11 protein-coding genes are annotated in these 13780 nt (G+C 27.9%); 10 read left to right on the plus strand and 1 reads right to left on the minus strand.

Translation table 11 applies throughout. From position 1 onward, the window contains the following. Positions 1–580 precede the first annotated feature (580 nt). Positions 581–1087, plus strand: coding sequence for a hypothetical protein (locus MSM_RS07625; protein ID WP_011954566.1), 507 nt, complete (start codon positions 581–583; stop codon positions 1085–1087). 13 nt (positions 1088–1100) lie between these two features. Here MSM_RS07625 and MSM_RS07630 read toward each other — a convergent pair whose 3' ends face one another. Next, a complete protein-coding gene (locus tag MSM_RS07630; RefSeq protein ID WP_011954567.1) occupies positions 1101–2597 on the minus strand; it encodes a transposase in 1497 nt (498 codons plus the stop codon). Between the two features lie 334 nt (positions 2598–2931). On the opposite strand from MSM_RS07630, the gene MSM_RS07635 reads away from it, so the two are divergent. The 9 genes from MSM_RS07635 to MSM_RS07675 all read left to right on the plus strand — a co-directional run bounded on the left by MSM_RS07635 (position 2932) and on the right by MSM_RS07675 (position 13169). Then, positions 2932–4014, plus strand: a complete 1083-nt coding sequence (locus MSM_RS07635; RefSeq protein ID WP_011954568.1) for a hypothetical protein — start codon at positions 2932–2934, stop codon at positions 4012–4014. A 44-nt stretch (positions 4015–4058) separates the two neighbouring features. After that, positions 4059–4799, plus strand: coding sequence for an abortive infection family protein (locus MSM_RS08985; RefSeq protein ID WP_011954569.1), 741 nt, complete (start codon positions 4059–4061; stop codon positions 4797–4799). 833 nt (positions 4800–5632) lie between these two features. Continuing rightward, a complete protein-coding gene (locus tag MSM_RS07645; protein ID WP_004033449.1) occupies positions 5633–6295 on the plus strand; it encodes a stage II sporulation protein M in 663 nt (220 codons plus the stop codon). A gap of 195 nt (positions 6296–6490) precedes the next feature. Then, positions 6491–7777 (plus strand): ATP-binding protein, encoded by a 1287-nt coding sequence (locus MSM_RS07650; protein ID WP_011954570.1) that lies wholly within the window; start codon positions 6491–6493, stop codon positions 7775–7777. A 534-nt stretch (positions 7778–8311) separates the two neighbouring features. Beyond that, positions 8312–8659 (plus strand): helix-turn-helix domain-containing protein, encoded by a 348-nt coding sequence (locus tag MSM_RS07655; protein WP_011954571.1) that lies wholly within the window; start codon positions 8312–8314, stop codon positions 8657–8659. Position 8660: 1 nt separating this feature from the next. Continuing rightward, entirely contained in the window at positions 8661–9389 is a 729-nt protein-coding gene (locus tag MSM_RS07660) for an ImmA/IrrE family metallo-endopeptidase (protein WP_011954572.1), read from the plus strand. Beyond that, positions 9382–9918 carry a nucleic acid-binding protein gene (locus MSM_RS07665; RefSeq protein WP_011954573.1) on the plus strand — a complete coding sequence of 179 codons (537 nt, stop codon included), beginning with the start codon at positions 9382–9384 and terminating at the stop codon, positions 9916–9918. The genes MSM_RS07660 and MSM_RS07665 overlap by 8 nt, the downstream gene beginning before the upstream one ends. Positions 9919–10149: 231 nt before the next feature. Next, positions 10150–11646: a sodium-dependent transporter gene (locus tag MSM_RS07670; protein WP_004035302.1), complete on the plus strand. Its 1497-nt coding sequence runs from the start codon at positions 10150–10152 to the stop codon at positions 11644–11646. A gap of 32 nt (positions 11647–11678) precedes the next feature. Next, entirely contained in the window at positions 11679–13169 is a 1491-nt protein-coding gene (locus MSM_RS07675; RefSeq protein ID WP_011954574.1) for a sodium-dependent transporter, read from the plus strand. Positions 13170–13780: the final 611 nt, after the last annotated feature.

The following is a 13780-nucleotide window of genomic DNA, read 5'->3' on the forward strand; positions in this document are numbered from 1 at the left end:
GCCAAATAATTGATTTATTAGAATTATCTGATAAAATACAGAAATATTTGCACTTAAAAAAGATTCTACATTACATAACACTCCAGAAATTCTTTCAAAGACTACCAACATCAATATTACATGAATTAAATGATGAAATATTAAATGATAATAAAATTAATGGAAAAATAATTGTTTTAGATGGCAGTGGATTCATTAACGATTATAAAGACAAATATTACACAATAATAAGACATAAACAACGAAAAAATCATGTAAAAAACCATATTTCATTGATGTAGAAACAAGATTAATATTTCATTTTACAGCTTAAAGAAATCCAAAATTCGACACAAAATTTGTAATACCTGTATAAGACATATAAAGAAATATAACACAAATTCAATAAAAATCATGATTTCTACAAAGCCAAAAATTAAACATCTATTATAGAGCACTCCCCTTTAAATAATTTTATTTATATATGATAACATAAAGTATGGTGATAATAATAAAAATATAGTTGGATAAGATTATTGTTTTGCCATTAATGAAAATTTAATTAATTTGTAGGTATTGATTTAGTATTAATTCTGATATTATGAAGTTAAATGAAATTAAAAATATTATAAAAAATTTTCATGAAAATTGCAATTTAGCTGATGAATATTGTTTTGAAGATATTTTGGAATTTTTAATAAATTCTCAATTTGAATCAGTTCCAATAATTTTATATGATGATGGCATTTTTTTAAATTCATTAATTGTTTCAAAAGATTTTTTGGAAAATGATTTTGTTGAGGAGTTATTGGATTGGAATTTTAGAGTATCTTCTTATGGTTATTCTGTGTCTTCTAAGGAAGAGTATAAACTATCTAATCCGTGTGATTCATATAGTCCTAGAAAAATTTTGAAAGATGCAACACCATTATTTCTTGAGAGGTATGTTTTTAATGATACGAAGTCCATAATTGAGTTTAATCAAAAAATTTCACATAGATTAGGTGTTGCAGAGTTAAATAATAAAAATCAATTTTACAGAATGGATGAATATGGTGACATAATGGAAGTAGCTTCAGGGTGTCCGCCAAAATTAAATTTTGGTTGACTTGTTGATTTTTTTAAAATATTGTTACATCGAGTTTTAATTGATTTTTAATGGATGTGCTTTCGCAGAAATCTTCTAAATCTTCGGTTGTGTTTTCTATTTCTTGTTTAATATTATATAATCGTATTAAATTGTATGCTAGTGCGTCTAAGTTTATTCTTTCTTCTGTTTTTACCATTCCGATGACTACTTCTTTTTCTATTTGGAATTGTTCTTTGAATATTCCAAATGGTCCTTCAACACTTGATCTTTTGGCATATTCGTCTTTATATTCTTGTTTTTCCATTTTTTGGTTCATTGCTTTTTGCATTTCTGAACCGTATTCTGTGATGGTTTTGTGTGTTTGTGAGGATGAACAGCATTTATTTCTTGCAGGACAGTGTTTACATGCTTCATAATTATTGTAGAGTCTTTTTATTTTGTCTGGTTTTTCTGGGTCTTTGTGTGGTTCTATATATTTTGCAAAAAAGTGTAAGTAGTTTCCTTCTGGGCATTTGAATGCGTCTAATTCATAATCATATTCAAAATGGTCTTTATGATATGGATTTGGGTTTAATTTTCCTATTTTTTCTTTGGATTGTTTTCTATTTGGTATTAATCCATCTATTTTTTTATCCGCCAAGTATGATAGACTTATTTGGTTTAAGTAGATTGTGTCTGCACTTATGTATTTTGGTTTGGTGTTAATGTTTCGTATTGCTCTTTCTGCGATATTTGGTAGTTCATAATGGTCTGTAGGATTTTGTGTGACGTTTATTGCACAGATTAATTTGGTATCGTAATCGAATGCAGATTGGATATTATAGGCAACCATGTAGTTTCCTTTCTTTCCTTTCATAAATCTTGCTTCAATATCGTTTACTGGTATTCTGTCTTGTCCTGTGAATGTGAATTGTGTTTCTATTCCATATAATAGTTCTAATTTGTCTTCGTCATCCATGTCTTTCTTTTCGAGTAATCTTTGGGCTGGTTTATGGAGTTTTTCAAGAGATTCTGGGTCAATTGGTCGTCCTTCGTAGTAATCGACCAATATTTGTGTTTCTTTTTTGGTGATGGTGTTGTTGTTGGAATTGTATGCTTTTTTGATGGTTCCATCAATGGCAACGTGATTAAATTCAGTGAATCCTTCATCAAAGGCCTTTTTTAAGGTCATTTGCAATAATACTTCAAAATAATGACCGTATTCTCTTCTGTATCTTTGTATTGATCTTTCAGAAGGTCGAATATCATCACACACGTATTTAAATATGTCATGGTATCTTGCCATGTCTGCGATTATTGATGTTCGGTCGATATGTTGTATTTTAGCATAAATAAGTAATTTTAGCATTGAATCTACTGGAAGGGAGCCTCTTCCTTTCTTTTTCTTAGGCTCTTTGATATTTAAAAGTGGAAAAACTTCTTCAACAAATTCTACGACAAAACGAGAAATATGATTGGCTGGAACATTCCAATCAAGTGTCTTTATACCTAGTTTTGCTTGATTCTTATCAAACTTTCTTTTAACCATAAATAACAACACCAAAATAACTTATACTTAATATAAAATATGTACAATCAAGTATATAAATTTAACTATCTTAAAATCATTTAAAACAAAAAATAAAAATCAAATAAACTTAAATATCAATTTATAAAATAATTAAATAGAATAAAATGAAATAAATAAAAATTTACAATAATATAAGAAAAATAATAAAAATTAGGCTAAAAAATTATTTGACGAAAAATCAAAAATCAATTTTGGCGAACACTCTTCAATAATAAAAAAAGATAATCTTACATTATGTTTATTAGATAAGAAGGAATTAGATAAATATTTACATATTTCTAATTCTGTTTTAGTGAGATTTTTTGATATCTATATTTTAGATAAAGCAAATCCATGGAATTCTTCAGAAGAAATTATTCGATTAGATGATAAAGATATTTATTATAAAAATGTTGTTCAACATTCTAAGGATGATATGATTACTCTTAAAGAAATTAGGGGATTTCAGATTATAAAGCCTATTTCTGAATTTAAGAATAATTATGATGAGGTTAATTACCAAGAATTTAAAGTATTAGATTTAAGATTAGGCAGTGTAGTAACTAATTCATGTGACCCTAGTAAATTGGGCAATATTGTTAATAAATTTGATGGAGTTCCTGAGATTAGTCCAGTATTTTTTAGAACGGAAGTTTTTAATAAATATAATGATAGTGAAAAATATGATGTGGATAATAGATATATTGAGTGTAAAGGTATTTGGTCATTAAGATATTCGATGTCTGATGATAAAACTCAAGTTATTGTATATATTAGGGATTTGGGAAAATTACCTGAGTTTGAGCAGATATATTGGAAGTCTTTTAATGTGGAACCTAAATCTAATATTGCAGAGCATATATTTAAAACTGATTTTTTAGGGGAATGGGATGATGTTTTAGACCCATTAATTTCACTTAAACAGTGTTTATCAGATTTTCCTTCATGTTATATAGGTGAAGTTGAAATAAAAATTTGGGTTGAAAAAAATAAAGGAAATATACGAAAATTGGGCAATTTACACTATATTAAACATCCTACTAAAGAAAATTGGGATTTTGAAGTTAAAAAATTACATCAAATTGTTGTTGAGGGATTTTGTGGGAAAAATATTGATAAAATTGCAAAAAACTTAGATTGTTATGATGAGAAATTAAGATCATTAAAACAACTAAAAAAATGTATAATAAAATTATATGATGAGAATACTGCTAATGTTATTATTGATCCATTATTGCAGTTAAATGATGATAGAAATAGTAGTGGGCATGCTAAAAATGGTGAAATTTATCCTAAAGATGTAATTCAAGATTATAATAGCAAAATTAAGGCATGTTTTTTATCAATGAAGTGGTTGTCAGATAAGATAAATGAGGGTAAATTTAATTTTAAGTAATTTTTTTAGTTGATAATGAAAGTTATATAGTACTTGGTGAGAATATGGTTGATAATTTAAAATTATGTTCTATTGATATTGGAAGAATAATTGTAGATAATGAAAGTAATAATGAAAATAATATTAGTTGGACAAATATTTTAGAAGCATTTGATTTTGAATGTTTGTTAGAAGAGAACAGGTTAGTAAGAAGTCAATATTGGGGGGATAGTGATTATGAATTTTGTGTTATAGAAACTCTTTCAGATGCTCTTCATGTTGATAAAAATGAAGCTTGTAAAATGATTGAGTATATTTTAACTAATTTTACTGATGTATCTAAAGAAGAAATAAATAATATTATGAGCAATCTTAATGATAATAATTATATTGTTAATAATACATCAGATAATAATATTGATGATTTAATAAATGATATAAATAATTCTATATCTGAAGGAAAACCTGTTTTTGCATTAGATAGATTACACACACTAATGATTAAATATATAAAAGAGCTATGTTTAAGACATGGCGTGGAAATTGAAGAAAAAATTAAATTAGATGCTGTATTAAAGAAATATTTAAAGTGTATTGATGAATTTATAGATTCGGAGATGACTAAATCTATATTGAAGTCAAATATATCATTATTTTCTAAATTTAATCATGTTAGGAATAATTATACTTATACGCATGATAATAATATTTTAAATGATATTGAGGGTAAATTAATATTTAAAAATATTGTCAATGTTAAAGAATTTATCGATGATATTGAATTAAAAATAGTTAATCAGGGATAAAAATAGTTAAAGATATTATTTAATTAATTTTTTAATTTTCATAAAAATAAAATTGGTTAACAAGTGTTAAAAATGAAATTTCGGCAAAAATTAAAAATAAACATTTATGAATAAGTATAAATAAAATAAAGAACTGTTTAGTATTAAAATAAGAAAAATAAAATTATTTATTAAATTATATATTTATTGGCAATAATATTAAACAAAACAGGATTTTTCAGACTTTTTTTTAGCTTTCAGTTGATAAATTATATAAATTCTCAAATAAGTAAAAAAACTCACTATCAATTAGCTGATCCATAAAAAAAGAATAAGTGGATGGGGCTACACAACCTATCATTTTTACAAAACCCCATCCAACATGGAAAAAGTGGAAGAATTTTCCTGCACAATTATCCACCTAATCAATACAAAGCTTTTATAAAATATTTTTTTGAAGCAGTTCAGAATTTAACTTCAATTGTATATATTTTACTATTACTTAATATATTTTACCTTTTTATTTTCATAAAATCCTTTAATATGCAATACATTATAAAAAATCAGTAAATTTTTCTGGTGATTTCATAAATTAGGTAATTTGGATGTTTTGGTGCAGTAATGTTGTATAATAATTTATAATTTATTTTGTGCTTTTTTTTTGTTTGTTAACGATAACCACACAGATTAATAGTTTATTCTATTTAATTTTCTTTTGTTATAATGCTATTTTTCCAAAACAGATATTTTTCTATGTGCAGATATCAGAATTTTACATTATCTAATCATATGCAGGTTTGGTAATATGTTGATGAACTAAAACTACATTAACACCACCAAATAAATATCATAATATGAACAGATATTTTTCAATAGCTAAAAGGGAAGTTAAAAGTTCCATTGCAGATAATAGGCGTCTGATTTGTTTGATGTTTTCATTATATGTTATTTCAGCGGTTCTGGCCTGGATTTTTCATGCTCAGTTACTTGAAATTTTAAATCCGTTTTTAGGTGAAATTAAAGCAGAGATGTCAAGGGAGTTTACAATGGATCCTGCTTTGGAACTGTTTATTAACAATGAAACTGCAGGTCTTACAACATATTTTTCATCTGTTTTCTTTGGAATAATGTCATTTGTCAGTGTTATTGTTAATGGAATGGCTATAGGTATTGTTGGCGGAAAAGTAGTAAGTATGGATCCTTTTCGCATGAGTCTGATGTTTATTGCTTTAATTGTTCCTCATGGAATATTTGAAATTCCTGCTTTGATTTTTGAATCAGTAGCAGGTGTTTTGCTGTTTTTGTTTATCTGGAGATTTTTAAAAACAATTGACACTACCAGAAATGATGTTCCCGGTTTTAAATTAAGGGCTAAAAATTCATGGAAGTTAAATAGGATTTATTTAAAACAGTCCATTGTTCTTATGGTATTTTCCTGTTTTCTGCTGATTATTGCAGCACTTATTGAAGGCCATGTTACCGAACATGTAGGTATGTGGGTTGATTCATTTTTCTGATTGATTCTATCTTTTAAATTAGCTAAAAACTTTTATATAGCCTTATATTTTGCCGAAAATGATTTTATTGGGCAAATTGCTTATTTTAAATCGTCATAAGTTTCACAGTTTTAATGTGTATTGATGAAAAGTATAAAATAAATCTAATGAAAAGTATAAAATAAATTAGATGAAAAGTATAAAAAAGGGATTGTCATGAAAAAATATCTGCCGAGATACACTGATTACGAATTAAAAGAATCGTTAGAATACATGGGTGCAGTATTAATAACTGGTCCAAAGTGGTGTGGAAAGACTACAACAGCTAAACAGCAATGTAATAGCTTAAAAGAGTTACAGCATCCTGTTTATGGAAAATCTTATTTAAAACTTGCAGACACAAATCCTATAGAATTATTAAAAGGTGAAAAACCGATGCTAATTGATGAATGGCAAATGGCACCGGAACTGTGGGATGCAGTAAGATATTTGGTAGATGAATCAGATGAAGACGGACTTTATATTCTAACAGGTTCAACAATAGTTGATGAAAGTAAAATTATGCATTCAGGAGCAGGCAGAATAAAAAGAATCGTAATGCGACCAATGAGTTTATATGAAAGCGGCGAATCTACGGGAGCAATATCACTGATGGATTTATTTAATGATGAAGATTTAAACATCGACGGCATAACTTCAAATTTATCAATATCTGATTTGATATTTGCTGCCTGCAGAGGTGGCTGGCCGGAGTCACTAAACAAAAAAACAAAAAAACAGCAATTAGCTATTGTAGCAAATTATATTGATATAATATGCAATAGTGATGTTTCCAAGATAGACGGAGTTAGACGAAATCCTCAAAAGGTAAAAGCTATTTTAAAATCTTATTCCAGAAATATTTCAACACTGGCAACTAAAAAAACACTTATGAAAGATATAAAAACAGAGTATGGGGATATATCAGCACCTACATATAATTCGTATATTGATGCTCTTGAAAGATTATATATTATTCAAAATATTCATGGATGGTCACCAAATATCAGACCAGCAAATACCATTAGAAAATCCTGCAAAAAGGAATTCATAGATCCATCAATAGCTGTAGCAAGTCTTAATTTAACTCCTGAAAAATTATTAAAGGACTTTGAAACCTTTGGATTCATATTTGAAAACTTATGCATACGTGATTTATTGGTTTATTCAAGTTCAGTTAATGGAGAAGTATTGTATTACAATGATGACAGCGGTCTTGAAGCGAATTGTGTAGTATATTTAAGTGATGGAAGATATGCATTAATAGAATTTAAATTAGGAAACAGGGAAATTGATAAGGGAGCAGAAAATTTACTTAAATTAAAAAAATTAATTAAAAATAGTGTTAAAAACAAAAAAATTGATTTGGAAGAACCAAGTTTTTTAGCTGTTATAACTGGTGGTGAAATGGCATACACTAGAGATGACGGTGTAAAAGTTATACCGATTGGATGTTTGCGATAAATGTTTTTCTGGATTAATTGGTGAGATATATTATTTGAATATGCTTTTGTTAATTATTGCAGCGGTTACGAATGTCTATTAGGGCATGGTTTTTTGATTAACCTATCTTTTTTTTTAAATCACTACAATTTTATTATTTCGTATCAATTTTTCAAAATCACTTAAACAAACTATATATACTTATTGAACTTAATATTAAAATGTTTAGTGTGATGATATATATTTTAAAAATAAATCTTGAGGAATGTTTAGATGGAAATTTAGATAGGTTTAACTGCAAATAAAATTATTTAAGTTAGGATAATGAATTTTGAGTAATATTTTATTATTTATTCAGCAATATCTTTATCAAAAATATATTTTTGATTTTAATTAAATATTATAGGTATTATTTATAAATTTAGTTTAATTTAAATTTGTTATCTGTAATTTAACTATTTTTTATTCTTTTTAATATTTTTTGCAATAAAAAATAAAAAAATTTATATTATTTTTATTACAAAATATTATTAGATATTTATAGGAGGCATAAATATGGTGGTTGATAATAAAATTGTTGGAGAAAGGATGGAATTTTTAAGGGAGAATATGGGAGTAAGTCAAAAAAATTTAGCAGAATATTTAGACATATCTCAACCATATTTATCTCAAATAGCTGCTGGAAAAAGACCAATGTCTTTAACAATTTTAGATAAACTTTGTGCATTATTTGGATGTAGTGAACAGTATCTTTTGGGTTTAGATGATAGCTTTCATCCAAAGTCTTATGCATTTCGTAGTAAAAAGATTGATGTTGCGGATTTAAAATGTATTGCATCAATAAATAAGCTATATAAAAATTTGAAATATTTACATAAAAAACAAAAAGAATTGGGGGGTTAACTTGAAATCTGATTTGGAATTAAATTCTTTGGCTGTTGATTTAAGAAAAGATTGGGAAATTGATGCTTATGGGCCTTTAGATATTTTTTCAATTGTTTTGTCTAAATTTTCTAAATTATCAATATTGATTTATCCTATGTCTAAAAATACGAGTGGTTTGTGTATTAATGAAGAAAATATACCTATTATTGGAATTAATTCAAATCATTCTAAAGGTAGACAAAAGTTTACATTAGCTCATGAATTATATCATTTATTATTTGAGGATATTAAGGATATTATTATTTGTAATGATGATAAAAATGATTCTGAAGTTGAAGCAGATTCTTTTGCATCATTTTTATTAATGACTGATGAAGGATTAAGGAGATACATGAAAATCAATGAGATTAATCATTGGAATTTGAATAATATTATTGCTGCTGAACAATATTTTCAAATTAGTCATCAAGCATTTTTATTTCGCATTAATAAATTAGGATTTTCAGTAGATGAATATAATAACATAAATTTAAGTAATGAATCTAAAAAAAGAGGTTTTTTGAATGATTTATATAAACCTGCTTTTAAAGAGGATATTCCTTTTGTTTTAGGCAATTATCTTAAGATGATTAATCATGTTGATGAATTAGGTGGACTTTCTGATGGTAAAAAGAGGGAATTATTACTTGATGGTTGCAGGGGTGATCTGGTTTTTAACAAATGTGGGAGACAAGATTTAAATGAATAATAAACCAGTTTTTTATGATACTGATTGTTTGTCTTCTTTTTTAGTAGTAGATAGAATTGATTTATTAAAAAAGGAATTTTCCAGCATAATTGTTTCAGCACAAGTAAATATAGAATTTTTAAATGATAAAACTCCAAAGTGTATATATGAAAGATTTAGTAATTTGGTAGATGAAGGTTTTGTCATTGTTAAAGATATTGATGTGGATGATGAAGTTATGGAATATTATATTACATTTATCACTGAAGATGATGATGGAGGTAAAGGTGAACTAAGTTCTATAGCATTTGCAATAGTTAATAATGGAATTCTTGCAAGTAATAATTTTAGAGATATTTGTAAATATGTAAAGAAGTATAATTTGCACCATATTACAACTGCAACTATTTTATTGGATTGTTTTAAAAAAGAATATGTTTCTAGTGATGAAGTTGAAAAAATTTGGCAGGACATGTTAAAAAAATATGTTAAACTTCCAAAAAAATCATTTATAGAGTATTACAAATGGGACGATCCATTATGCAGTTAATCATTAACTTAAACTTTTTTTATTAAAATTTCCAGAATCATATTTTTCCAAATTCTTTTTATATAATCTGTTATTTTTTCATAAAATTTTATTCAACTTATTTTAAATTTTAACTAATTTTTATTCACTTAATCTCTGAATTAAATGTATATAATTAATATTGTATTTTTTACTAAAGTAATAATGTTGAATTAATAACAATAAATTTAATTTTATCGCAGTTGATTTTTTATGGCGAAAACGAAAGATAAAAACGAATGGGGAAGTAACCTGTCATTTCTGTTGGCTATGATAGGTTCGGCAGTTGGACTTGGAAATATTTGGCGATATCCTTATGTTTTGTACAGTAATGGTGGTGGAGCATTTTTCATACCATATATTGTTGCAATTTTGATTATGGGGATTCCCTTTTTAATTTTGGAATATGGTGTCGGATATAATTTTAAATCTTCTTTTCCAAAAGCGGTTAAAAGCATTTCAAAGAAATGGGAGTATTTAGGTTGGTTTTTACCAGTAGCTGTTTTCATGATTCTTATTTATTATTCAGCTATTCTTGGTTGGGACGGATTTTATGTAATTATCTCAGCATTTAAAGGCTGGGGAGCTGATCCAAATGCCTATTTCACAGGCAGTTTCCTTCAGGCAAATGATACTTTAGGTGGTCTTGGTACTTTTGTGCCTTTTGTAGCTATTGCAATGCTTGTAGGATGGGTTATAATGTGGGTCATTTCCCATACTGACTTGGAAAAAGGTTTAGGTAGGGTTTCTAAAGTTTTAGTACCTTTATTATTTGCTATAATGATTTTTATTGTACTTTTCTCTTTAACATTACCTGGAGCAGGTATCGGACTTGCAGAGCTGTACAATCCTGACTGGAGTCTGTTGCTTAACTTCAATATTTGGATGGCTGCATTTGGTCAGATGATATTTTCATTAAGTTTAGGTATGTCTATTGCATTTACCTATGCAAGCTATACCAAGGATGATTCAGATTTGGTTTCCAATGCATTATGGGTAACTGTAGCTAACTGCGGTTTTGAAAACTTTGCAGCTATTGGTGTGTTTTCAATTCTCGGATATATGTCACTTCAAAGCGGTGTGGCAGTGCCTGATTTGGTAACTCAGGGAACTGGATTGGTATTTATTGTATATCCTACTGTATTTAATGTTCTTGGTGATTGGGCTTCTGTAATTGGACCGCTATTCTTCTTTACAGTATATTTGGCCGGTCTGACAAGTATTTTATCAACAATTGAACCTTTATCATTTTCCATCCAAAACAAATTCGGATGGTCACGTAATAAAACCATGACTATTTTATGCGTCTTCGGTGCAGCTGTTTCAATGATTTATGCAACGGCTATGGGTTCATATATTCTGGGAATAGCCGATACATTTGTTAATCAGATAGCTATTTTAATTGGTGTTATATTTGAATGTATTATATTTGCCTGGATATTTAAAGCAGAAAACATTATTCCTAAACTCAATGCAAAAAGCAAATCAATTAAATTAGGTAAATGGTGGCTTGTTGTAGTTAAATATGTATTGCCGATTTTCATTGCAATTGTATGGGTTGGAGGAATTTTGGAAGTTATCTCCTCAGGATCCATGTTGGAATTGGCTATTCTGGCTATTTTAACAGTAATATTACTTGGTGCCACATTTATATTTACTAAACTGCCTGCAAAATCAGGGGAATGGGATGAAGTCAAACAGAGACTTTAATCCTATTTTAATTTTTTATTGAATGTGATATTATGGCAAATGAAAAAAATGAATGGGGAAGCAATATCTCATTTCTGCTGGCTATGATAGGTTCTGCAGTTGGACTTGGTAATATCTGGAGATTTCCTTATGTTCTCTATAGCAATGGTGGAGGAGCATTTTACATTCCATATATTACAGCAGTACTGATTTTAGGTATTCCGTTTCTGATTTTGGAATATGGCGTAGGATATAATTTTAAATCTTCTTTTCCAAAGGCAATTAGAAGCATTTCAAAGAAATGGGAATATTTAGGCTGGTTTTTACCTGTAGCTATTTTTATGATTCTGGTTTACTATATTTCAATTCTCGGATGGGACGGATTTTATGTAATCCTGTCTGCATTTAAGGGATGGGGAGCAGATCCGAACAATTACTTTACAAATACCTTTTTGCAATCAACAGAATCTGTCAGCGGTATTGCAACGATTGTGCCGATAATAGCTATATCAATTCTTGCAGGATGGTTTATATTGTGGTTTATTTCACACAGAAACCTGGAAGACGGAATAGGCAGGGTTTCAAAAGCATTAGTGCCATTGTTATTTATCATAATGATTGGTATTGTAATATTTTCTCTAACATTACCTGGAGCAGGTATCGGACTTTCACAGCTCTTTAATCCTGACTGGAGTTTGTTAGGTGACTTCAATATTTGGATGGCTGCATTTGGTCAGATTATATTCTCCCTAAGTTTGGGAATGTGTATTGCATTTACCTATGCCAGCTATGCTCAGGATGACTCTGATCTGGTTTCAAATGTTTTGTATGTTGCAGTGGCAAACTGCGGTTTTGAAAACTTTGCAGCTATTGGTGTGTTTTCAATTCTCGGATATATGTCACTTCAAAGCGGTGTGGCAGTGCCTGATTTGGTAACTCAGGGAACCGGTTTGGTATTTATTGTATATCCTGAAGTATTTAATGTGCTTGGTGGCATAGCTAATATTATCGGACCGTTATTCTTCTTTACAGTATATTTAGCTGGTATAACAAGTGTTTTAGCATTGCTTGAACCGGTATCCGTATCTATTCAGAATAAGTTTGATTGGACCCGTAATAAAACAGTAACTGTTTTATGTATTGTTGGAGGAGCCTGTTCAATGATTTATGCAACGGCTATGGGTTCATATATTCTGGGAATAGCCGATACATTTTTAAATCAGATAGCTCTGCTGATTGGGGTTATATGTGAATGTATACTATTTGCATGGATATTTGATGCAGGTAAAATCATCCCGTCACTTAATAAGAATAGTAAAACCTTAAAAATTGGCAAATGGTGGATAGTTGCAGTTAAATATATTATTCCGATTGTTTTAGGATTTGTATGGATTGGAGGACTGTTTGGAGTTATATCTTCCGGTTCATTTGTGGAATTAAGTATTTTAGCTATTTTGACTGTTATTCTAATTGGCTTTACTGTTATACTTAAGAAATTACCTGCAAAATCCAAAGATTGGGATGAAACACAGCAAAGACTTTAATGTCTTTCTTTTTTATTTTATTTTTTTAAACTTTCTGTTTTATAGTTTGAAGCATTATTTTTTGGCTTTACATAATTTTTAATAATTAATAATTCTGATTTTTCAAAATTAGCTAATTCAGCTTTGTTTTATAAGTTATTGTAACTGACTTATTGTTTTGGCATTTTAAACTTCCGGGATTTTCTGTTCCGGATAAAATGAATGAATAACTAAAATGTTAATTTTAATATGTAAAATAATGAACATTAATTAAAATTAACTTTAATTTTTGTACAGTTAACTATAAATAAAAAAAGTTATTAAATAATTACTGTGAAACTGCAGCGGCAGTTTGGCTGTAAGTTTCACAAAAATCTAAACATTTAAAAAAATCTATTATATGGAGGCAAATTCAATGGATATAGAATTTGAATTTAGCTTTGAAGAGGATGGATTTATGATTTATGTTAAAAAAATCAATTAATTTAATTTAATGGCTGTTTAAAATAATTAAATATCAAATTCACCTGTTGTATTTAATTGGATGATGGTAATATCTCTTTACCATTATTATCTTCTCTTTTCATCACTTATTGCTATTATTTATATACTACTTGTTTAATGTTTTAAGT

The organism is Methanobrevibacter smithii ATCC 35061, assembly GCF_000016525.1.
GTDB lineage: Archaea > Methanobacteriota > Methanobacteria > Methanobacteriales > Methanobacteriaceae > Methanocatella > Methanocatella smithii.

Excerpts from the sequence above, each read along its gene's own strand:
- MSM_RS07670 (WP_004035302.1), top strand. The coding sequence starts at position 10,150 with ATGGCGAAAACGAAAGATAAAAACGAATGGGGAAGTAACCTGTCATTT.
- MSM_RS07645 (WP_004033449.1), top strand. The coding sequence starts at position 5,633 with ATGAACAGATATTTTTCAATAGCTAAAAGGGAAGTTAAAAGTTCCATT.
- MSM_RS07625 (WP_011954566.1), top strand. The coding sequence starts at position 581 with ATGAAGTTAAATGAAATTAAAAATATTATAAAAAATTTTCATGAAAAT.
- MSM_RS07665 (WP_011954573.1), top strand. The coding sequence starts at position 9,382 with ATGAATAATAAACCAGTTTTTTATGATACTGATTGTTTGTCTTCTTTT.
- MSM_RS07650 (WP_011954570.1), top strand. The coding sequence starts at position 6,491 with ATGAAAAAATATCTGCCGAGATACACTGATTACGAATTAAAAGAATCG.
- MSM_RS08985 (WP_011954569.1), top strand. The coding sequence starts at position 4,059 with ATGGTTGATAATTTAAAATTATGTTCTATTGATATTGGAAGAATAATT.
- MSM_RS07655 (WP_011954571.1), top strand. The coding sequence starts at position 8,312 with ATGGTGGTTGATAATAAAATTGTTGGAGAAAGGATGGAATTTTTAAGG.
- MSM_RS07675 (WP_011954574.1), top strand. The coding sequence starts at position 11,679 with ATGGCAAATGAAAAAAATGAATGGGGAAGCAATATCTCATTTCTGCTG.
- MSM_RS07630 (WP_011954567.1), bottom strand. The coding sequence starts at position 2,597 with ATGGTTAAAAGAAAGTTTGATAAGAATCAAGCAAAACTAGGTATAAAG.